The organism is Psychrobacter sp. CX97 (genome assembly GCF_057396285.1).
The window spans coordinates 158108-181259 of record NZ_JBXYJE010000007.1 but is presented as its reverse complement, the minus strand read 5'-3'; the positions used below and the strand labels follow the sequence as shown (position 1 = coordinate 181259).

The following is a 23152-nucleotide window of genomic DNA, read 5'->3' as shown; positions in this document are numbered from 1 at the left end:
CCACATTAATACGGCGACAGTGAAGTATAATCAGCGAACTACTAAACGGTTACGGCGTTAACCTCGTTAAGCCTACTCCAGTAGTACTTGCACTCAGTTGCCTTGTAACCATTTTAGACTTCTTTGACTATAAGATGCTGGCCTTGAATCAACCATTGATGGTAAAACGTTAGAGTACAAAGAAAAAAACACCGCGATTAAGCGGTGTTTTTTTGCTGATGACTTAGAGTGAAACTTAAGACAAGTCAACATTGCTAATACCCAAATTTTATATAGCCATCTAGTCGCCAACACTTTGTTTAAAGCTTTCTAATATAGGCTCAAGCATATCAAACTTACGTTTATAACTGACTTGGTTGACAATTAAACGTGAAGAGATATCCGCAATATGCTCGAGTGGCTCAAGTCCATTAGCGCGTAGAGTATTCCCTGTATCAACCACATCTACGATCAAATCCCCTAACCCAACTAGTGGTGCAAGCTCCATCGAGCCATACAGCTTGATTAAATCAACTTGTTGACCCTGACTAGCAAAATAGGCTCGTGCAACATTGACGTATTTTGTGGCAATACGCAGACGGCGATTGGGCAGCTCTACGCCTTTGATACCTGCTGTCATTAGCTTACACTGTGCGATTTTCAAATCCAGTAATTCATACACGTACTTAGCACCATACTCTAATAGCACGTCTTTACCGGCCACACCAAAGTCCGCAGCACCATGCTCTACATAAGTTGGCACATCACTGGCTCGCAGAATAAGCACACGTACATGTTTATGTGAAGTTGGAAAAATGAGCTTACGCGACTTATTAGGATCTTCAAGTAGCTCAATACCGGCCGCTTTAAGTAGCGGTATGGTTTCTTTTAAAATACGACCTTTAGATAACGCAAGGGTTAAACCATTATAGTCGTTATCGGCTTGATTGAGCAGTTCAGTTTGATCAGTCATAGGTAAGTTCGTCTTAGTTTTATGAGGCTTTTTTAGAATGCGTAGGCGTAGGTCACTAGCGTTTGTCTCGGTTAATCCGCTTAATATCCACACCTAACCCACGCAGTTTCTCTTCTACATTCTCATAACCACGGTCAATGTGATAAATACGATCAATAATACTCTCGCCCTCAGCAGCAGCAGCAGCCATTACTAATGACATAGAGGCTCGCAGATCTGTCGCCATAACTGGGGCAGCATTAAATGATTCAACCCCTTCAATAATAGCAGTGTGACCATCAACTTTAATATTCGCACCCAAACGTTTCAGCTCTGGCACGTGCATATAACGGTTTTCAAAGATGTTTTCAATAATAGTACTGGTACCCTCTGCCAAACAACACACTGCCATGAGCTGCGCTTGCATGTCAGTAGGAAATCCGGGATGGGGCTGCGTGCGAATATCTACCGGCTTGGGTCGACCGTGCATTTGTGCACGAATCCAATCATCACCCGTTGTTATAATGGCGCCCATTTCTTCAAACTTTTGCAGTACTGGCTGCAAAAGAGAGGCATCTGTATTTGTAGTGGTAACGTCACCTTCAGTCATTAATGCGCCAGCCAAATAAGACCCCGTCTCAATACGGTCTGGTACCACTGAATAATCACACCCTTGCAAGCTATCTACACCTTCAATGATCATGGTCGAGGTGCCAATACCTTTTATTTTAGCACCCATCGCTACTAACATATTAGCCAAATCAACCACTTCAGGCTCACGAGCACAGTTTTGTAAAGTCGTGGTGCCATGCGCAAGTGTTGCTGCGATGATGACGTTTTCTGTACCTCCCACTGTCACCATATCAAAGGTATGCTCACAGCCAATTAATCGGCCTCCTTTTGGCGCTTTTGCCTTGACGTAACCATTTTCAACAGTAATTTCAGCACCCATTGCCTCAAAGGCCTTTAAGTGCTGGTCAACAGGCCGTGAGCCAATTGCACAGCCGCCTGGAAGCGATACTTCTGCCTCGCCAAAACGAGCCAATAATGGTCCCAATACTAAAATTGAGGCACGCATGGTTCTGACTAACTCATAAGGGGCAAAATAATTCTCGATTGTGCTTGTATCGCACGTTACTGTATGAGCTTCTTTATTAATGGTAATGCCCATACCTGCAATCAGCTTTAATAAAGTACGCACGTCTTGTAGTGAGGGTACATTGTGCAGAACGGTTGGGGTTTCAGGCAAAATCATGGCGGCTAGTAAAGGTAGCGCTGCATTTTTTGCACCAGAAATGCTGACTTTACCAGCAATACGGCTACGACCGGTAATTAAAAATTGGTCCATTAATAACGTCCTAAATTGGGTTCCCTATTCAATATCGCTAAATATATCAAATCAGGTTACGAGATAGTTAAATGACTATGCAAAAATAAGAGGGCAACAATAAGGCTGACCTTTATTTTAGCTTGCAAGAAATGTGCATAGAATAAACACTGAGGTGCTTACTTATTTTTCAGCTTGTTTGGATTCCCATTCCTCTGGTGTTAATGCTTGAATGTTAAGAGCATGAATCTCACCGCTGGAAATGATGTCATTGACTAAAGCATAAACTACTTGCTGACGTTGCACAGGGCGCTTACTCTTAAAACTAGCATCTACAATGCGTACATCGAATTTATTGCCTTGATTAGCGGCCTGTATAAAAGCATCTGGAAAGTGGGGTTGTAAAAATTTTATCAGGTCGTCAGCATTCATGCTCATGGGAGTTACCTATATTGCTCTAATTAAAATTGATTAAAAAAGTGATTAAAAAATACAAAATATAGCCTAATTATAGCAAGTGTTTCGGCTATTTACCTAAACTTGCCACTATCCTTATGAAGTTATTCAATTTTTATACGTCATGAAAGCAGCACTCTTAACATTAACACCGCTCAAGTAAGATCGTTAAATGAATAGGATTAAATTAAGCTTACCCTATCAAAGCTATAGTCAGCGAACTACTAAACGGTTACGGCGTTAACCTCGTTAAGCCTACTCCAGTAGTACTTGCACTCGGTTGCCTTGTAACCATTTTAGACTTCTTTGACTATACTGCTTAACGAGTGCTGCATTAAAACAACTGAATTATCCCTAGAAGATTTCTAATTGTATCTCACTACTTGCTAAAGGAGCTGAGTTTATGAGGATAGCCAATAACAAAGCTCGTTAACTCAAGCTGGTTCTATTTTGCTCAACACGCTTTTCCCAACCAACTATTCCCAACCAGGTACTTGATCTTTATACATATCAATGTAAGCACTATTACTATTAGCTGGGGCGGATTGTGCGGGTGCTGATTGTACAGGTGCTAATGGTGTTTGTTCTGAGGGGATAGGTTGTGAATTTTGCGACGGCTGACTGACAGGAGCCGTGACTGGAGAGACGGTAACAGGGGCATTCATGTTTACATCTACAGGCTCGGTTACTGATTGCGGCGCTGCCGTTGCTGTTGTGCTAACCGGTAAACTCTCTGCCTGTTCGTCGCTCATTGGCCCAAATTGTGGTGCTTCCAAACCCGCTTCTTGACTGACACTTGATTCATCAATCACAGCGCCATTTTCATCAATAAGCTCAGTCAATAATACCAACTTTTTGATACCCTCTGTACTTTCAATAATGTTCATTAAATGCCCACGCTGAGTTGGGGTTAATTTGCCCAAAATATACACAATACCATCATCAGTCACTACTTTAAGCTGTGAGGTTTGTATGGTTTTACTTGCCAAAATTTTAGCATTAAGTTTAGAGGTAATATATCCATCATGAACCGTATAGCTTACCCCTTTTGACGGCGCGACATTGAGGCCATCATGTACCTTTTTGACATCGGGCATTGAAGACACGATATTAATAATGTTGTTTTTTGTCTCTACATCGGGCACTTCGCCAGTGAGTAATAAATGACTGTAAAAACTATCAATACCAATGCGACTGCGCTTTGGTAGCGTCTCGTCCAAGGCATTTATATTTAAGCGGGCAGTGTTTTCGATGCTTTGGTCTAAAATGCGCTGCGCCACGGTACGATCTGTAGCAGGAACGCCATAATTTGGACCAGATGCCGATCTTTGAATGGTAATACAACCCGTTAACATGCTTGCACTACACAGGCCAAGTGCAATAGCGTATGCCATAACTTTAATACCCTTAGCGCGCGGTAACCAAAAGTTGATCATTTTATGTCCTTATCTAAAGTCTTGATATTTTTCGGAGAACACCATCTTAAATGGATTATATATAGGGCGTATTAACGCGTTAAACCATTTTATACCTGAAAGCTTACTCAATATTAAGTGTTTGGTAACCAGTCGCCAAAAGTGACCTTTTAGTTTAGGGTCTGTTTTAATCAGCATACATTGTAGTCGGTTATATCACTCACTATCTTACTATCTCATTCGCTACCTAGATCACTTACCTGACTTGCTTACCGTCACGTCATTACTTAACTTACATTTGCCCTGCTGTGGTTTACCATGCAGAGGCAATAAACGCCCCTTGTACCCACACGGGCTCAAGCGAGCTATTGTTATCCGTCTCGTTAAACGCAACGACATCAAAGCGGTATTCTAACTCCGCATGCGTTTGATGCTGTTGTAAAAAATAGTGTGCCGTTTTAATCAACTTACGCTGTTTGGATGCGGTCACACTCATTAAAGCATCGCCAAACCCAGTGGCTTTGCGTTTGCGTACCTCAATAAACAGCATAATATCCCAGCCTTGATCCTGTGTTTTTGGCTGTATCATGACCAAATCCAGCTCTCCCACTTTAGGCTGTAACCAATTTTGGGCGATGAGTGTTAGACCCTGCCCCTTTAAATAGGTTAGTGCCTTCTCTTCATAGTATCCGCCATGACGCTGTTTGGGCGAATTTAAAAATAAAGACTTATTAGACATTATTTTCTTCTAAAGTAATTTTTATAGCGATTGCAGTTATTTTAAGTATCAAGCCTATTCAAGCACAACATGCAATAGACAACATTCGACCAACTAACTCATATGTTAAGCAAACTGCTGATATCTTAGCACATCGTGATAAACTGATAATATTAAAAAAATAACACGCACCCTATTTTGACTCTTATTTTATTTTGCCTTAAGGTCTTTTTACCATGTCAGAAAATCAACACGCCCCGTCTGCAAGCCAAGCGTATCTATACATTGTCGCTACCCCAATTGGTAATATGGGCGACATCACTGCACGCGCTATCGAGACATTAAAACAGGTCGAAATCATTGCCTGTGAAGACACCCGTACCTCGGGAAAATTGCTATCAAACTTTGGTGTCGACACCCAAACGTGGGCGTACCATGAACACAATAGTGAAGTGCAAACCCCCAAAATAATTGAGATGATTCAGCGTGGTCATTCCGTTGCCCTCATCAGTGACGCCGGCACACCGCTCATCAGTGACCCTGGTTATCAACTGGTACAAGCTGCTCACGCTGCAGGGGTTAGAGTCGTTCCTATCGTTGGCGCATGTGCCGCTATTGGCGCACTTAGCGTGGCAGGACTCCCGTCTGATAAATTCAGCTTTGTCGGCTTTTTGCCTGCCAAAACGCATGGGCGAGTCAAACAGTTAGAAGGCTATGCCAACCGTACTGAAACGTTAATTTTTTATGAAGCCCCGCACCGCATTGTGGTCAGCTTAAAAGATATGGCAGAAGCTTTTGGCGCTAACCGCCCTGCAACGTTATGCCGTGAATTGACCAAAACCTTTGAAACGGTAAAAAAGGCGACGTTAGGCGAGTTAGCAGAATTTGTTGAATCTGACAATAATCAGCAAAAAGGTGAGATTGTATTAGTGGTGAGCGGTAATGTGAATAACGCATCAGACGATGACAGCATTCATGATAAATTACTGCTTCGCTTGCTTGAGGATTTATCGGTTAAAAAGGCAGCGGCATTGGCATCCGATATTACTGGCGTCAAGAAAAATGCGCTGTATCAGAGGTTGCTTGAATTGCAGAAGGGTTAGAGCATAAATCTATAATCAATTAAATCAAATATCTAAAATTAATAGCATATGCTAGTATATTATCTGCCTAAATTTGAGTTTTAAAGATAATAGAAAATGACTAGCAGACTAGTAAATCATTCCCCAGAGGCGTTTCGCTATTATAGAGAGCAATTGTCACTCTCTAGGGAACTATTATCTAAAAAAGCTAAAGTACCACTTAATAAAATTGAAAAAGCTGAAAAGGAGGGCAATCACTCTGTTTTTACCTTCCTTCAACTAAAAAAAATTGCCTCAATCTTATTAATACCTGATTTTTATCTTTTATCGAATAAATTACAACCTAATACTAGTCCTGATTTAATTGACCATAGAAACCAAAATGAAGTTGATAATGAAGAAAATAAATATCAGCTGAATAAGGTGATTAAAGAAGTCATTAGCGGTCGTGATGATTTAATTTATACTTATGATTGTCTAGACATTGAGCCAAATAGCTTTAATCTTCATTTGCAAGGAAATGATAGTTTTAAGGACTCTTTAACTATTAGAAACTATTTGGAAATCGATGGTGCTCACTTAAGAATAGATGGTGGTGATGACTACTATAAGTCGTGGCGTACTCTGATAGAGAAAAAAGACATTCTTGTCTTCGAAATTTCACGTCAAAAAATTGGCTCAGAGGGGATGGCTCTCTATTATCCCTTATTACCTATTATTACTATTCTTTCAAGTGGGCAAAGCAACTCACGAAAACTATTTACTATGATTCATGAGTTAGTTCATTTAGGTTTACGTGAAAGTGCTTTAGATGGAAATGTACTCAAAAGCCGTCAGAATATTGAACAATATTGTAACGAAGTAGCAGGATATGTTCTTGTCCCTGAAAGTGCACTGGAAAAGTATTATGACGAACAACTCTCTATAGAAAATAATGTTGAGAAGATTAGAAAAGCCTTAAAGGCTAGTAAACAAGCTATTGCTATTCAACTTAAACTTACGGGTAGAATCTCACAAAAAGAGTTAACAAGTTATTTAGACGAGCTTTCTGATAAAACTAGCGATGGATTTGGCAAGACAGGAAAAGAATACTCTGCGGTTAATAAGTTTGGAAAAGTATACCTTCAACAAGTAATCTCTGCTATATGGGACAGCGAAATGCCTGTTAATACAGCAATGAAAATGCTAAATCTAAATAGTATTGAGCAACTTTCTTATCTTGAGCAGAAGGTATTTGGATGATTAAATACTGTGTTGATACCAATGCTATTTTAGATTTATGTTATCGCTACTACCCACCTCTTACCTTTAATAGTGTTTAGGGACAAATGGAGGGTTGCGTTTTATCAAAACAGATAAGCCTAATCATCTCCGAGCATATTCATACCGAAGTGATGCAAAAAATAGCTCTTATGGGGTATGATAAATCAATATTTACTGACTTTAAGGATAGGTTTAGGGTAGTAGTGATTCCAAAAAAAGACTATGAACTTGAGCTTGCTAAACTACAAGCAGAGCTTTCAGAGATTACACCGCTAAGCTCAAGCATAAATAAGAATGCAGATGACCTTTCTAATATCTGTGTCGCTCAAATCAAATCAGCAACTATCATAACTGCTGAACAGGGTAGTAAGCTTGAAATAACTGACAAGAGGTATAAAAGACTCAAAATACCTGATACTTGTCGGTATTATAAGATTCCTAGTCATAATTGGTTGCCACTTTTTGAGCATATAGGATATAAATAAAGAACATATTGATTCTTTTGCCGAGGGACGAGGCGCGGACATAGTGTCGTAAAAACGCCTCCCCCTGCCCCGCATATTTCTCCCTTCTTAAGAGTCTCCAATATCAAGGCTATTCTTTTTAGTCTTTTGCTTCTATCACTCCCCACCTATTCAAAGCGCTAAACCCATTAAGCCCTAGCACTAACTGACCCTTGCCCCTTTTTGCCAACGCTTCGGTTGACGTTTACGGTTCGCCATAATCTGACGTATGCCATGCATAATCAAAAACATAATGCCTATCCAAATTAAACCATAGCTATACAGCATGGACGGCTCAAAGGTATCACCCAACACAGTAATAGCTAAAAAGAATAGAAATACAGGCTCTAAATAACTCAGCATGCCAAATACATTGACAGGCAACAGTTGACTGGCATCAATATTGGTTTTTAACGCAAGCACACTCAAAACGCCTAAACTAATGACCAAAAATAAGTAAACGGTAGAGCTTGTCACAAATTGTAGGTTTTCTGGCGCTACATATAACAAATAACCCAACGCAAACGGTAAAAACAACGTGAGGTCTACCAGCATCCCCGTCATAGCCGTCACACCCTGCAAACGACGCATAATATAATAAATAGGATAAGTGCCGCACACCCATAATGTCGCCCACGAAACACTTTGCGAGCGAAATATCTCTAAAGCAATGCCTAACATCGCAAAAACAACCGCCGCCCACTGCAAACGGCTCAACGTCTCTTTAAGAAAAAAGAAGCCAAACAGCACCATCATTAATGGGAATAAAAAATACCCCATCGCCACTTGCACCCCTTGCCCATTAACGGGTGCCCACATAAACAGCCACAGCTGACTAAAGAATATTGGTGTAGGCAGCAACAGCCACACTATCTGCTTAGGTTTATGGAATTGGCGTAAGATGGCAAGGTGCATAACCAATCGGCCTTTTACTATCAAAAAGCCCATCATGACGACCCACATAGACAGCATGCGCCAAATAAAAACTTGCGTGCCGGTTAAAGGTTGGAGCAGGTTACTATAAAAGTAGAGGATGCTGAATAGAATATTTGAAATAATCGCCAATATAGCACCGAGTATAACAACCCGTTGCTGTGCTTCGGTATTTGACCAATAGGTTAGAAGTGGCAACCCTGTTTTATTATGCGCTGTATTTTGATTAGGCATACGAACCCCCATAAACCCTCTGACTTTTAAAGACGTCTAATAGCCAAACGTTACGTTTATACCTACAAAACCTTAATAAAAAGACTTTATCAAAGTCTAAAGCGGAATGGCATTTCTATCTTTCAGCCACCCATAATGAGCCCACAACAATAAGCTGGCAGCACTTCGGTGTGGCGACCACGGCTCAGATAATGTCCTCAGTTGTTTTGGGGTAGGTCTGGCATCAAGTTCCAGTAATTCCATTGCGCCAACTTTAATAGCGAGGTCATCCACTGCCAGCACATCTGCCCGTCCAAGGCTAAATAATAAGTACATTTCCGCAGTCCACTTCCCTATGCCAGTGACCGCCGTTAAGGTCTTGACAACCTCAGCATCGGGTAGGGTTATCAGTGCCTCAAAATCAATATCATGCTCAACTAACGATCGAATATAACGAATCTTCTGCCATGACAGTCCGTTTGCCTTTAGAGCGTCATCTTCTGCCGCTAAAATAGCTTGCGGACTAATTAGTCCCGCAGTCTCAAGCTTATTCCATATGCTACGAGCGGCAGCAACTGAGAGCTGTTGTCCGACCATGGCCCGCATCAATTGATCAAATCCGCCGTCATTACGACGTAAACTGGGAACGCCCACTTGTTTGTAGATCGCTTCAAATCGTGGCTCAATCTTGATAAGCTCTTTGATATGCGACTCCAAATCTTTTGGCGTCTCAATGGTTGTAATCGTTGTCACTGATGGTTCTATATCATTATCATTGGGCGTTGAGGTCATGATGGTCGCTTAATTAGTTTGTTTGGTCGGTTAATAGAGGCCGAATTCAGCACTAAACTGAGTGCTAAACAGAGCTCCAAATTGAGCCCTAAACTGAGAAAAAAGATGACTAAATTGTATGACTTAATAAGTCGTTGTTTATTTTGGCTGACTACTGTTGGCATCTTGATAATGACCTTAAGTCAGCTTTTTGGTCGTTATTGTTGGCAGTTGGAACTATTTAGCCATTATGTGCCACATTTGGCAATTTTGACAATGCTAGCCACTGTTTTATATCCCAAATTCAAGCTGAATGTTAGAAGTATACGAACCATACGTTGGGTCTTTTTAAGCATTGGACTAGTTTTAATAGGCTGGAGCTTACAGCCATTATCTCTACTATTGCCTAAATCTATCGAACTGGCACATTTTAATTCTAAAATCGATAGCCATGCTGAAACTGTGTCTAAAACATCTTTATCTAATGCAAATCCAGACACTGGGCCTTCAAAATCACTCATCATCAGCTATCAAAACGTGAATATCGCCAATCAGTACCCTAAACAAACTATCAAACAATTAACCGAATTTGAAGTAACGTCAAGCTCGCTTGCACAGCCTGACCCTGACATTATCGCTTTGGTTGAGGCAGGCGGAACACAGTGGCAACCGACGCTAAGTAGCCTTGCCAAAGAATATCCAGCTCACTGCGGTGTCAACAAAGACAGCCCTTTTGCCCTGCAAATATTTAGCAAAGATAACTCTGCACAATGCGATATCATTATTTTATCTGGCTTTACTGTGGCGAGATTGGTATTCGCAAACCAATCATCTACTCATCATAACGGGCGATCTAGAGTGTTATATGTCGCTCACCCTCCACCGCCTTTAGGGCATGCATTTGCCGTCGCTAGAAACGACTATCTTGATCAATTGGCCAATCTCATTAAAGCCGATCAAGGACAATTGGTTATGGTGGTGGGAGATTTTAATCTATCTGCCTTTTCGCCTGTTTATCGAGACTTTATCAATCAGACTCAATCCTCTAGTGGCTCTTTAAATGGGACGTTTAGTGGGGCGTTATTTAATGATACGTCATTGCAGCGGACGACGCTAACAGGGCTACCCACATGGCGACCTTTTGGCATTGGGATTGATCATGTTTTAGTCAACTTCAACAAGAACGATGTAACCACTCACGCTATTGACTGGGTAGGATCAGACCATAGAGGGTTTATTATAGAATGGAGAGAGTGAACTTGGCTAAGCGAGTAAGCCAATTATTCCTTGCCAGCCGACGCGCAATCCTAACACGGTTAAAATTACCAACACCAATTGACGAAAGCGGGCTGCTGATAAATAGTGGCGCAGGCGGATGCCAACGATGATACTGCCTATCGATACGAGCGTTAATAGCGCAATTAATAACCAATCACTGGTAGGTAGTGCTTTTATTGGCCCCCATAAGACAATAATTTGTGCAATTTTCCCCAAAAAATAACACATATTACCTACCTTGGCGATAGTATTCTTATCATCGGTTGCAGATAACAAATACATCAGTAGCACGGTTGACATAGCGTTGGTGGAACCGCCAATGATACCCGCAATCAACCCTGTAGCAATCAGGACTGGTTTGGTATTGGGCAGAATGATACGTTTTCCAAGCGCATTACTGAAAACATAAAAGGTAATCACAGCAGCCAACAATAACAAAATATAGCTACTATCTACCCAAATCAAAAGTTTGACTCCCAGCAAACTGCCAAATAAGCTCATTAATGCCAGAAGCCAGTAGTTTTTTAGGTAATAGGTAAAGTCGCCCCACATAGTGCGCTCACCACCGTGAAGCCAAGTCATGATATTTAATGCCAGTGATGGAAAAATAATCAATATAATTGCATGTTGTAAGGAGTACATACTTGCCAGCGCAGTGGTAGTCACTAAGGTAACGCCTAGCCCACTAATGCCATGCAAAAGTGAGGCTACCGCAAAAATTAGCATCAATATAAGCTGTTCAAAGTCTGGCATCACACTTACCTTACCGAATCATTTGTTAGTATCTATTGACAAGAAAAGCCTACCAAGACCAGCTGTCACAGGAGTGCCCTACATAAGTTTGCCAACATATACCCCCTAACTATTATTTAATAGTAAATATTAGATATCATAACTAAATAGGGTGGTTACAGCATTACGTTGTAAAAAAATTGCTCTCAGTCTCCCTTAGTAAAGGGAGACATCAAAGCTAACCAACATTTAAATCGGCTCTAGGGTGTGTTGTAATCCTTTAGATTATTAGGGCACGCCTAGCCACTTCTTAGCGTTTCATAAAGCCTTGTTTGTTAAAGTAGTCTAATATATGAGGGCGTACAGGTTTTGCAAATGTATTATGAACCTGTTTCTGCCAGTCTAGCTTTTTCGGATTGCCACTATTACTACGCTCGGTATAGTAGTCCTCCACAGTGCTATTATACGCCTCTAGCACTGTGTCACTTGCTGGCTGATATTGATTCTCAGATACCAATACAGATAAGGGAAACCGTGGGCGCTGAGGAATGGCTTTTGCTGCTTCAGTAGGATGCCCTAAGCACATGCCAAATAATGGAATAACGTGTTTTGGTATATTGAGCAGATTGCTAGCACGTTCAATATCATTACGCATACTGCCAATATAAACGCCGCCCAAACCTAAAGACTCAGCCGCAACCATGATGTTTTGCGCTAAAAGAGAGGCATCTACCGCACCAATGATGCCTACTTCTGTCCAGTCCAATTGGGATTCAGGGGCAAGCTGATTATGACGATGGCTATCGATACAAAATACCAAAAACTCAGCACATGTCTCGATGTAATCATGCCCTAGACCCTTGCCGTCTGCTTGCGCTTGTTTGTACGTTTCCTCATCCATGCTGTTAGAGATTTGACGAAACTGGGTACGCAGCTTAGGGTCGGTAACTCGAATAATACTGGCTGCTTGTAAATAACTTGATGTTGATACCATACGTCCCGCTTGCAGAATGGTCTCTAACATCTCCGGCGCAATTGGCTCACCGGTATATTGCCGCACTGAACGATGATTCATTAAGGTTTCGATCGTTGAGTTTGAGATTGTTTTGGTCATGTTTTCAACTTGATTACTCATATGTCATCCTTTTTTAAGATTTAAGTGATCGGTATAGAATCATACCTTTACTAAATAAACCAAAAATAATAATGGGGTGCAATTAAATGCGCTTCACATACCTCACTTCACATGCCTAATTTGATACTTGTGATCTATTTACACTACTTTTTTATATTACTTTTCGCTCGTTTTCATCACCACTTTATTTTTGGGGCTACTATGTTTTTGGAGCTACTGTATTGTATAAAAAGCATTAACAATAAATTAAACAGGCTCTAAATAGTATTGCCAATTAAAGTTACTAACTGTTGAGCAATTACCTTTTTGCTAGCTTTGTCTAAGACAACAGGGGTCTGCTGATGTTTATCAGCAAAGTAGACAACCATAGCATTTTCATCACTTGCAAATCCGATGTCTTTACGTGAGACATCATTACAAGCAATCATATCTAACTTTTTCGATGCCAGCTTGCCCCGCGCATACTTCTCAACATCTTGAGTTTCGGCAGCAAAGCCTACCATAAAAATATCAGGATATTCGTGCGATATGGCCGCCAACACATCAGGGTTTTTAACCAGATCTAAGGTCATTTTATCTTGCGTTTTTTTGATTTTTTGCGGTGCCGCATCACGAGTACGATAATCCGCCACTGCTGCTGCTGCAATAAAAATGTCTGTGCCAGTCTGAGTGTGTGCTGGCTGGTCGTGGTCAGAGTGATTTTGATTAGCCGCTACTTGAGTATCAACATCTAACTTAAAAGGTTGAGTGGTAATACCCTTGGCACAAGCATGGGCAGCAGTGAGCATCTCTTCAGCAGATAACACATTAATGCGCTTCACGTTAAAGGGTGTTTTTAAGGAAACTTTGCCCCCCGCAATAATGGTCACGTTCGCACCCGCATCTCGGCAAGCACGTGCCAAAGCAAAGCCCATTTTACCCGTTGAATGATTAGACAAATAACGAACAGGATCTATTGCTTCAATCGTTGGCCCTGCGGTAATGGTCACATTCTTGCCCGCTAATACTTGGGGAATGGTAAGCTTGGCTTTTAGATTTAACACATACTGCAACAAGGTGTCTGGCTCTGGTAATCGCCCTGCACCAATGTCGCCACAAGCTTGATCGCCACTGTCTGGCTCAATGACATGATAGTCTAGGTCTTTAAGAGTCATTACATTTAAACGAACCGCAGGATGTGCCCACATTTGCTGGTTCATAGCAGGGGCAACCATAACAGGTGCCGCTGTTGCCAAACACACCGTGGTTAGCAAGTCATCCGCCATACCCATAGCAAGGCGAGCCAATGTATTGGCTGATGCTGGCGCAATAACCACTAAATCGGCCCATTTCGCTAACTCAATATGCCCCATACCTGCTTCAGCTGTCGTATCGAGCAGTTCGGTATGCACCTCATTCCCCGTTAGCGCTTGTAAGGTAAGCGGTGTAATAAACTCTTGCGCCCCTGACGTCATAATCACACGAACATCAAAACCCGCTTTACCTAATAGCCTTGCAAATAAGGCAGATTTATAAGCCGCAATACCGCCAGTAATGGCTAAAATAACCTTGTTAAAATTTTGAGAAGTCGGCTGTTCTAAAGTCATAATAGGATAATACCTTAATGCGCAAAAGTTTAAAAAAATTATAAAATGCAGTTATGGTAGCAAGATTATGCAGATATTGAATAGGTTTATTATTATACGCTTACCTTTGAACCTAGCTTTGTAAATTGTGACGATATTGAACCATGTCGGTTTTATGAGCGAGGCTATCATACAACTGACGTGCTGCTTTATTACCTTCTTGGGTTACCCAATAGACGCGATTACAATTTTTATCTTTAGCAAAGTGATAGACATGTTCAATCAAAGCTCTACCCACCCCTTCGCCTCTCATAGATCTTTCTACATACAAATCTTCTAAATAGCAGCACTCCGTTGTATCCCATGTATTTGGATGCAATACGACATGGGTAAATCCCACTAATTTATCGCAATCGCCTCTATTGTTGGAAATATTATTGTCAGAGGTCTTATTTACAAGACCCTCATTGCTAGAAACTTGATCCAAATAAGCCCCAAAACCATATATTGGCACGTCATCGTTTAACAGTTTATGCCACGTCAATTTACTAACCTCTAACGGCAGTTCCGTTTTATAAAATTGAAGATAACTCTCCCATAACATCAACCAAGCTTCAAAATCTGCCTCACTTATTGGCCGGAGCCTTATTTTAGTGCTTATATCTGTCATGTTATTGGCCTTACTTAGCAAAAAATGGTTGAATATAAAAAGTTCAAGTAGACAGTGATTCAATGCATTCAGTTAAACAAATGAAGTGTTCATATTATAACTATATGAGATTAGCATACTAATTTCTATTAACAATTGCTAAACTTTAGTAATTATTTTTAAATTTAACTGAATAATAACCTCAGCTACGGCAGGACATATGGCAATTAAAGACTGGCACGAAGATGATAGACCACGCGAAAAGCTACTAAAAGCTGGGGCAGAAAGTTTAACTGACGCTGAGATATTAGCTATTTTTTTGCGGACTGGTACCAAAGAGCATTCGGCTATTGAGCTTGCTCGAAATCTAATAGACCAGTTCGGCAGTATCGCCGAGCTGCTTTCTGCCCCTCAACATGCGGTGCTCGCCTGTCATGGGATTGGAACAGCTAAATACGCTCAAATACTGGCTAGCTTAGAGATGGGCAAGCGCTACCTAGATAGTGACTTAAAGGCAGGGCGTTCTTTAAACCGCTCCCAAGTTGTCAAAGACTATATTACCACTCAACTTCGCCATGAAACCAATGAAGTATTTGCCTTACTGTGCTTAGATAGTGGGTTAACGCTACTAGATTATACGGTGTTATTTGTGGGCGGTATTTCTTCTTGTTCAGTATGTGTAAAACAAGTATTACGTCATGCGTTATCACATGGAGCAAGTCAGCTAATCGTGGCTCACAACCATCCTAATCAAGATGCTAACCCCTCTCAAGCTGATATTGAAGTAACCAAAGCCCTCAAACAGGCATGTTACTTGATAGATATGACCTTAGCAGATCATATTATCATTGGACGTAATCAAACCCTGTCTTTTGCTGAAACAGGTATCGATCCCTTTTAAATACAACCTAGTGGTTAACCCTCCCTACAAATTAACCTTCATTTATTAAGGCCATACGTTTGGTATTCTATAATCTCTGCAAAAAACCTTCTCTTCAACAGACAACGCGCCAACACTTGTTGTGTTTTACAGACAAACCTTACGCCTGCATTTCTAAATCTTATCCCTTTGTCTATTAAATAGGCAACAATATGCATCACGTCTTGATTATCCAAACATATCTGCTTACTCTATAAGATATATACCTATCCATACTATACTATTGCTATACTTGTATTCATTGATACTTCTTTTTTTACTAATTTAATTCTTCACTCCTTTACCTCTCGTATTTTGGGTTTCTTACTATGACCGCACTTACCTTAATTGGTTTATTTATTCTTGCTATTTTGCTGCAACTTTTTGCGCTCTTATTGGTCTTTTTATTCAAATTAAACCGAGTTATAGGTGCTGTTATCATCATCTTAGTGGCTGTTGTGGCAGCTGCTTTATCCGCGTGGTCATTGTTATTAGGCATTCCTCTTATTCTAATGGCCTTGATTGTTATGATTTCGCCGTTACGTCAAACACTAATCTCTAAACCTGCCTATAAAAAATTAAGCAATGCTATGCCGAGCATGAGTGATACTGAAAGAGAAGCGCTCGATGCCGGTACGAGTTGGTGGGAGAAAGAGCTATTTATGGGTGACCCAAACTGGCAGGTGTTTGAAAACTATCCCTATCCCGCTCTATCCGATAAAGAACAAGCCTTTATCGATAATGAAGTTGAAACGCTTTGCCAAATGCTGGATGAATGGCAAATTCACCATCATGACAAAGATTTATCACCAGAGGCTTGGCAATATATCAAAGACAGTGGGTTTTTAGGCTTAATTATTCCTGAAAGCTATGGCGGACGAGAATTTACCCCCTATGCCCAAAGCCGTGTTATGAGCAAAATTGCGTCACGTAGCTTAACAGCGGCTGTATCTTGCATGGTGCCAAACTCACTTGGCCCAGGTGAACTACTCATGCATTATGGTACCGATGAACAAAAAGAGCGATGGTTACCTGGACTTGCACAAGGTAAAGAGATTCCTTGTTTTGGTTTAACTGGACCAGAAGCTGGCTCGGATGCGGGGGCTATTCCAGACACTGGTGTCGTGTGTTATGGCCAATACAACGGCGATACTGTACTTGGACTTAACATGAACTTCTCTAAGCGCTGGATAACTTTGGCACCGATTGCTACTGTTATTGGTCTAGCCTTCAAACTCCACGACCCGCATGGTCTATTGGGCAACAAAGATAAATCTGATTATGGCATTACCTGTGCTTTGATTCCTGCTGATTATGCAGGTGTAGAAGTGGGTCCTCGCCATAACCCAGGTTCGCCCTTTATGAATGGGACGGTTATTGGTAAAAACGTTTTTATCCCGCTCGATTTTATTATTGGCGGCGTTGAAAATGCTGGCAAAGGTTGGCGTATGTTAATGGAGTGCTTGGCGGTTGGTCGTGGTATTTCATTGCCTGCTTTATCAACCGCAGCAAGCGAAATGAGCTACTTAACGGTTGGTGCGTTTGCAAAAATTAGGGAACAATTTAAAATCTCAGTAGGCAAATTTGAAGGTGTGCAAGAAGCCAGTAGTGACATTGCTAGCGATACTTATATGATTGAAGCCTTTCGCCACTTGGTAACTTGTGGGCTAAATCAAGGAGGCACACCTTCTGTCATGACGGCAATGGCTAAGTATTATGCTACAGAAACCATGCGCAGTGTGGTTAACGATGGTATGGATATCGTCGGTGGGCGGGCAATTCAACATGGTCCACGCAACTTTTTAGCATTACCTTATCAGGCCATCCCAGTAGCCATTACCGTAGAAGGGGCAAATATTCTAACCCGCTCATTGATGATTTTCGGTCAAGGTGCCATGCGTTGCCATCCTTATTTGTTTGAAGAATTACAATTACTACAGAGTCCTGATAAAGACGTTGCGATTAAATCTTTTGATGATTTATTCTTCAAACATTTAGGCTATACCTTTAACCGTGCAGCGAAATCCTTCTTTTCAGGTTATTTTGGTGGCAGTGGTTCAGCACCTAAGTTTGCCGACAGCTTTACGCGACCTTATTATAAAAAAATAAATCGACTGAGTGCTAACTTCGCTCTGACAGCCGACATGTCACTTGGCCTACTTGCAGGCGATTTAAAAAGAAAAGAAATGCTATCAGGTCGCTTGGCAGATATACATTCGCACTTATTTATTATGACTGCGGTCTTGCAGTTTTATGCAAATGGAAGCCAATCATCATCAGAAAAATTACATGCTCAATTGGCTTTAGATAAGTCGCTGTATAAAATCCAAGAAGCCTTTTTTGACTTATTTGCCAACTTTCCAAATAAAATGGCTGCCAAGTTAGTAAAACGTATAACCTTCCCATTTGGACGTATTGTTGAAAAACCAAAAGATGCGTTAAGACAACAACTGGGTAATGCTATTTTAATGGACGGCGAGGACAATCCATTCCGTGAACAGCTTAAATCCTTAGTGTATTACACCACGAATGCCAATGACGTGACTGGTCGTGTCGAAAATGCCTATCAAATGCTACTAAAAATAGAGTCTTTATGGCAAACCTTTAAAAAGTCTGAGCATAAGGGTAAGTTTGTTGGTCTAACCTTTGAGGATCACGTACTCACGGCTTTAAATGATGGGGAAATCACAGAAACTGAATCTGAACAACTGATTGAGTATAATGCGGTTCGGTTTGATGCGCTGTTAACGGATGTTTTTGATCGCTATTTATATGAGGCACAGTCTCGCCATAACCCACATACATTAGAAAATGCTGCTGATAACTTAACCCCCTATGTAATTGATGAGGCCATTCATCAATCACAGACAGAATCGAAAGATTCTACCGCGCCCTCCCAACCTGCAACAGGGAGCGAAAATGCTGCTCATGGCTATGAGCAAGATGGCGATGTTGAGCTAACAAGTGAACAAGACACTTTGAAAGAAAAAACTGACCAAACTGATTTTGGTTCTGGCTTTAATAATCCTTCAAAGCTTTCTGACCCTGACTATGTAGAGTTAGATGAAGATAAGGTTCGGGCAGCTGAGTCAATTTTAGAAGAGCGAATGGGTAGAAAACGTTAACAAGATAGATCAATAGATAGATAAATAGATGAATAACTTTCCATTATGAACAGCGCCTAATCTTTAATAAAAACAGTTAAATAAAAAATCGTGCCTATGTGCACGGTTTTTTGATTTCTACGCTTTAACCTAGATGATTTACATCATTAACAACCATCTGCATTTTGTCTTTACTAAGCGATTTTTTAGTCGAATCTGCTAAACATTGTATTCCATACCCTTTTCACATCAATATATCTTCTACTTGGTAGTATGTAGTATAGAAACTAAGTACTCTAGAGATTCAATAAAAATGGCTACAAAAAATACAAAGCAGAAATCTTCCCCAAATTTTATATTAGCATCCCTAAGCTTACTCATAAAGTTAGCGTTGTTTATCATAATATGTCTTTCAGCATATTTAGTGCTCATTCAACTAAAGCCCGAACTTTCCCATAAAGCAGCGCGTTATCTAACCACATCGGTTAAGTATGCCAAGCTGATGACACAAGAGCCACCAACTGACAATAGCTTACCAAACCCATTAATTAATGCCCATTTAACAGATACATGGGGTGCTGCACGCAGTGGTGGAAGGTCGCATGAAGGTATCGATATTTTTGCCAAACGAGGCACCCCTATACATAGCACAACAGAGGGTATAGTAAGAAAAGTAGGCACTAATTCACTCGGTGGCAATGTTGTTTCAATCATCGGACCAGGGGGTGTCAGCCATTATTATGCACATTTGGAAAGCTATGCAGATATTGAGGTGGGCGACTGGGTATACGCTGGCGACATTATTGGTTATGTGGGAGACAGCGGGAACGCGAAGGGAACACCCCCTCACTTGCATTATGGAGTTTATACCAAGGCAGGGGCGGTTAATCCCTATCCTTTACTCATAAAATAAATTCTAAATTTTCTGCACTCAATATTTTACGCTAATGCCAAACACTAAAAACTAATGTTATAAATCAGTGCTAAAACCAAACACTCGAAAAAGAGTCTTTAGGGGCTTAAGTTAAGTTATGGCTAAAATCGCCCCATTATTGTAGGGTTTATGCTGACCTCTACAAAATCCAAATCATTGTATAGTCAAAGAACGTTAAAACCGATACTAGGCAACCGAATAAGAGCGCTACAAGTCATAGAGTCGCCGAGTTTGATGCTTCTCCTTTATTTTTGGGAAGGTATCACTTGGTCAGCACGACCTAAGGTTGATAGATATGCAATAATGTCTTGCCTAATATTTGCCTCGGGGATCGGATCGGATAACATACGAGTATCCGCCATCATGGCAACTGGATCTGCAATATAAGTATCTAAAGTTTCAGCATCCCACGTCACATGAGCACTACTCATGTCGCTGCTATATTTATAATCAGCAAGTGATGCGGAAGGTGCTTCATAGACCCCTATAAGCTGCGGTCCTTTCTTATTTTTCCCTGGTTGTAACTGGTGGCATTGTGAGCAGTACTCTTCATACAAAGCTTTACCATTTTCAGCATTGCCACTCGTATAAATAGGGGCAGTCACTGGGGCACGATTATCTGGCGGTACTGGTGTACAACTCGATAATAATATAAGCGTACATAAAAAGCTTAAAGATAAAATTTTATGAGCATTGGACGTTATTGTTACAAGGGTGCGCAGGCCTTGTGTCACTACCTGTGTCTTTATAGAATACATATTTAACCACGTCCTGTTTCATCTGCGATAATATTGTCAGAAGCTACTTGTAGGTAATTTCCTTGCAAATACCGAGCACCTACACTCCAAGCAGCCGACATTGTAGCAGCAGTTTCTATGGATGGCATAATTACCGGTATAGAACGATCATTCGCTTTCCTTACCAATGCTTTCACTATCCTCAGGTTATCTGCATTCTTCAAGTCATTGACATAATTAGGTGCTAATTTGACGAATGATGGTTCAAGATAATCCGCCAATTTAATTGTTTTAGCGGTAGAACCAAACTCTTTTATCCCAACTAGACTACCTGTCTCTTTAATAGCTGAAAATTGCCGCTTAGCTACTGTCATATAACTAACTAAATCGGCTTCACAAAACTGAACGGTTAATGCCTCTGGATTTCCCCCAACCGCTTTCACTAGTTGCTCAACCATTCTAGGGAGTAAACTATTGACTAACGTTTGGCTACTTAACGTCACAACTATCTTAGTATTCGGCGAGGTTAATCTCACTTTATTCAAATGCTTGCAGGCATTAATTAATACCCATCGGTCAATTTTTTCAATAAGGTTGTGGGTAACCGCAACTGGATAAAACTTCTCAGGAGACATCACATTACCATTAGCCAATGGCAAGTAAACTTGAACGTCATAGAACGAACTGCTATCAGTCTCAATATCGTAGATTGGCTGGTAATATAACTTAAATTTATTCTGTACAATAGACGTTTGCAAATACTCTGCTAACACACTATCGCTATCCTCAGCATACAGGCTTGGTTCATAGAACTTAACCACGTTACCCACGTTACCGCTGTCTAAGAATGCTTGGTTGAGAGTTTTTGATGCTCTATCCATGAGTTTAGTCAGATCAGGCGCTGAAGAATCAATAAACACGCCACCAATGCTCAACGTAGTGGTAATAGTCCGTGAGTCTATTTCAATAAAGAGAGCTGCAACTTTTTGACGAGTATTCTCAGCCAGTTGCTTTACTTCTTCAATGCTGCTTACGCTTGGCATGAGTACCGTAAAAATATTATCGCTAAATCGGTACACTTCACTATCTCTAAATGACTCTTTGAGCGTGTTAGCGACTTCCTTTATGGTAATGTCAATGCCTTTAATACCAGATACTGAATTAATTTTGCCTATGCCATCTACCCGTATAAATAATAGTGCTGCACACTCATTATTATCTTTTGTTGACTGATAAATTTGGGCAAAGCGTTCCTCAAATCCGAGCCGGTTTAGTAGCCCAGTCAAACTATCTTGGCGCTCAGCGACTGCCAGTTTTTGCGCCAATTTTGAAACATGCGATTTAATTTCGGGCTGAATTATAACTTGAGTAACCAGCTCACCATCTAAACTTGCCGCCGCTAACTGTAGTTTCGACTCAAAAATATCGCCATCTTTGTGTTTTGCAGCTAGTTTAAACTCTACTTGATCACGATGACCCTTATCAAAACGGCGTAAAAACTGTTTAAATCTTTCAATATTTGTACTAGGCGCAACAAGGTCAATAATTGGTAGACCTATCAAATCTTCAGGCGTATGAAAACCAAATAGCTCTGCGTAAGAAGCATTGACGAAGATGTGTATCCCCTCATCAATATAGGCCACTGCACTTTTAGAGTTTTTAATTAATACGTTAGCACGTTGCTCAGACTCTAATAAAATCTCTTTCATAGCAAGCATCTCACGTCTTACAATCAAGCTATCGTGTAATACGCAAATCGCTAAAACTATCTGAGATTTGTCGGCAAACGGTATTGACCTAATCATATAGGTATCTATAATTTTTGGTAACCCATCCTTGTTTCGTCCAATCCTCTTATCATTATCAACCAAACATATTAAAGGTAAGTCAACTTTGTAATCTTGTAAAATACTGATAATATCAGTAAAACCCATATCATAAGCTTTACCAAATATTAAAATATCCCAAGGTTTTTTTAAGCTTTTTATAAATCCCTCTTTATTGTCTAAAAACCCTAGATTTACCTCTTTATAATAGTTATTCAACAAATCCACTAAGGCCTCAGCATAGATCTGGTTATCATCAATTATTAATAAGTTTAATAGCTCTTTGCGTGCCATGGTTTTCCTTCGTATAACATTAGGTTCAATATGAATCACTTAACGCTAATAAATACAGTTACTACATAGATATCAAAGTCAAATTGATTAGCATAAATTTAAAAGGAGGATAAATATACATCACTACCCTATTTAAAGTGTTACACATTAAAGGGAAACTGTAAATTAAAGATAAGGCGCTAAATAAAGTTAGAACCTGTATTCATAAGCTAAAGTTTGCGGATTTTTAGAATAAGATGTGCTAATACGAGGCATTATTAAGCTGAACGCTCGGGTTGAATAGCCATTTTCTATGTAATCCTAACTTTAACGAAGTAGCGGCTTATTTTAGGCGAAAATAACCCATTATAGGGTGTGAATACAGATT

20 protein-coding genes are annotated in these 23152 nt (G+C 40.5%); 7 read left to right on the top strand and 13 right to left on the bottom strand.

The features are described 5' to 3' along the window. Window positions 1-280 precede the first annotated feature (280 nt). The 5 genes from hisG to AC2SLL_RS07655 all read right to left on the bottom strand — a co-directional run bounded on the left by hisG (window position 281) and on the right by AC2SLL_RS07655 (window position 4868). Window positions 281-952: an ATP phosphoribosyltransferase gene (hisG, locus tag AC2SLL_RS07675; RefSeq protein WP_486531098.1), complete on the bottom strand. Its 672-nt coding sequence runs from the start codon at window positions 950-952 to the stop codon at window positions 281-283. 55 nt (window positions 953-1007) lie between these two features. Further along, complete coding sequence (gene murA, locus AC2SLL_RS07670) at window positions 1008-2279, bottom strand: UDP-N-acetylglucosamine 1-carboxyvinyltransferase (RefSeq protein WP_486531097.1); 1272 nt, start codon at window positions 2277-2279, stop codon at window positions 1008-1010. A 162-nt stretch (window positions 2280-2441) separates the two neighbouring features. Further along, window positions 2442-2696, bottom strand: coding sequence for a BolA family protein (locus AC2SLL_RS07665; RefSeq protein WP_486531096.1), 255 nt, complete (start codon window positions 2694-2696; stop codon window positions 2442-2444). A 494-nt stretch (window positions 2697-3190) separates the two neighbouring features. After that, window positions 3191-4150: a BON domain-containing protein gene (locus AC2SLL_RS07660; RefSeq protein WP_486531095.1), complete on the bottom strand. Its 960-nt coding sequence runs from the start codon at window positions 4148-4150 to the stop codon at window positions 3191-3193. A 292-nt stretch (window positions 4151-4442) separates the two neighbouring features. Next, on the bottom strand, window positions 4443-4868 hold the full coding sequence (locus tag AC2SLL_RS07655) for a YraN family protein (protein ID WP_486531094.1): 426 nt from the start codon (window positions 4866-4868) through the stop codon (window positions 4443-4445). 215 nt (window positions 4869-5083) lie between these two features. On the opposite strand from AC2SLL_RS07655, the gene rsmI reads away from it, so the two are divergent. The 3 genes from rsmI (at window position 5084) to AC2SLL_RS07640 (ending at window position 7677) form a co-directional block, all read left to right on the top strand. Further along, window positions 5084-5950: a 16S rRNA (cytidine(1402)-2'-O)-methyltransferase gene (rsmI, locus tag AC2SLL_RS07650; protein WP_486531093.1), complete on the top strand. Its 867-nt coding sequence runs from the start codon at window positions 5084-5086 to the stop codon at window positions 5948-5950. Window positions 5951-6046: 96 nt separating this feature from the next. Beyond that, entirely contained in the window at window positions 6047-7171 is a 1125-nt protein-coding gene (locus AC2SLL_RS07645; protein WP_486531092.1) for an ImmA/IrrE family metallo-endopeptidase, read from the top strand. A gap of 86 nt (window positions 7172-7257) precedes the next feature. After that, the gene (locus AC2SLL_RS07640; protein ID WP_486531091.1) at window positions 7258-7677 is read left to right on the top strand and encodes a hypothetical protein; all 420 of its coding nucleotides are present in this window, start codon (window positions 7258-7260) and stop codon (window positions 7675-7677) included. 180 nt (window positions 7678-7857) lie between these two features. On the opposite strand, the gene rarD is transcribed toward AC2SLL_RS07640, so the two are convergent. Together rarD and AC2SLL_RS07630 are read right to left on the bottom strand one after the other, a co-directional pair. Further along, entirely contained in the window at window positions 7858-8862 is a 1005-nt protein-coding gene (rarD, locus tag AC2SLL_RS07635) for an EamA family transporter RarD (RefSeq protein WP_486531090.1), read from the bottom strand. Between the two features lie 96 nt (window positions 8863-8958). Then, on the bottom strand, window positions 8959-9633 hold the full coding sequence (locus tag AC2SLL_RS07630) for a DNA-3-methyladenine glycosylase family protein (RefSeq protein WP_486531089.1): 675 nt from the start codon (window positions 9631-9633) through the stop codon (window positions 8959-8961). 105 nt (window positions 9634-9738) lie between these two features. On the opposite strand from AC2SLL_RS07630, the gene AC2SLL_RS07625 reads away from it, so the two are divergent. Next, on the top strand, window positions 9739-10869 hold the full coding sequence (locus AC2SLL_RS07625) for an endonuclease/exonuclease/phosphatase family protein (protein ID WP_486531088.1): 1131 nt from the start codon (window positions 9739-9741) through the stop codon (window positions 10867-10869). A 6-nt stretch (window positions 10870-10875) separates the two neighbouring features. Here AC2SLL_RS07625 and AC2SLL_RS07620 read toward each other — a convergent pair whose 3' ends face one another. The 4 genes from AC2SLL_RS07620 to AC2SLL_RS07605 form a co-directional block, all read right to left on the bottom strand. Continuing rightward, window positions 10876-11643 (bottom strand): TSUP family transporter, encoded by a 768-nt coding sequence (locus AC2SLL_RS07620; RefSeq protein ID WP_486531087.1) that lies wholly within the window; start codon window positions 11641-11643, stop codon window positions 10876-10878. A gap of 289 nt (window positions 11644-11932) precedes the next feature. Next, entirely contained in the window at window positions 11933-12757 is an 825-nt protein-coding gene (gene nfsA / locus AC2SLL_RS07615) for an oxygen-insensitive NADPH nitroreductase (RefSeq protein ID WP_486531086.1), read from the bottom strand. Window positions 12758-13014: 257 nt separating this feature from the next. Then, complete coding sequence (gene coaBC / locus AC2SLL_RS07610; protein ID WP_486531085.1) at window positions 13015-14343, bottom strand: bifunctional phosphopantothenoylcysteine decarboxylase/phosphopantothenate--cysteine ligase CoaBC; 1329 nt, start codon at window positions 14341-14343, stop codon at window positions 13015-13017. 112 nt (window positions 14344-14455) lie between these two features. Continuing rightward, window positions 14456-14992, bottom strand: a complete 537-nt coding sequence (locus tag AC2SLL_RS07605) for a GNAT family N-acetyltransferase (RefSeq protein ID WP_486531084.1) — start codon at window positions 14990-14992, stop codon at window positions 14456-14458. A gap of 199 nt (window positions 14993-15191) precedes the next feature. Between AC2SLL_RS07605 and radC the strand changes: the two genes are divergently transcribed. The 3 genes from radC to AC2SLL_RS07590 all read left to right on the top strand — a co-directional run bounded on the left by radC (window position 15192) and on the right by AC2SLL_RS07590 (window position 19907). Beyond that, a complete protein-coding gene (radC, locus tag AC2SLL_RS07600) occupies window positions 15192-15872 on the top strand; it encodes a RadC family protein (protein WP_486531083.1) in 681 nt (226 codons plus the stop codon). Window positions 15873-16219: 347 nt separating this feature from the next. Next, window positions 16220-19015, top strand: a complete 2796-nt coding sequence (locus AC2SLL_RS07595; RefSeq protein WP_486531082.1) for an acyl-CoA dehydrogenase — start codon at window positions 16220-16222, stop codon at window positions 19013-19015. 403 nt (window positions 19016-19418) lie between these two features. Then, window positions 19419-19907, top strand: coding sequence for a M23 family metallopeptidase (locus tag AC2SLL_RS07590; protein WP_486531081.1), 489 nt, complete (start codon window positions 19419-19421; stop codon window positions 19905-19907). A 266-nt stretch (window positions 19908-20173) separates the two neighbouring features. Here AC2SLL_RS07590 and AC2SLL_RS07585 read toward each other — a convergent pair whose 3' ends face one another. Then, the gene (locus AC2SLL_RS07585) at window positions 20174-20686 is read right to left on the bottom strand and encodes a c-type cytochrome (protein ID WP_486531080.1); all 513 of its coding nucleotides are present in this window, start codon (window positions 20684-20686) and stop codon (window positions 20174-20176) included. Between the two features lie 2 nt (window positions 20687-20688). Further along, window positions 20689-22785 carry an EAL domain-containing protein gene (locus AC2SLL_RS07580; protein ID WP_486531079.1) on the bottom strand — a complete coding sequence of 699 codons (2097 nt, stop codon included), beginning with the start codon at window positions 22783-22785 and terminating at the stop codon, window positions 20689-20691. Window positions 22786-23152 lie beyond the last annotated feature (367 nt).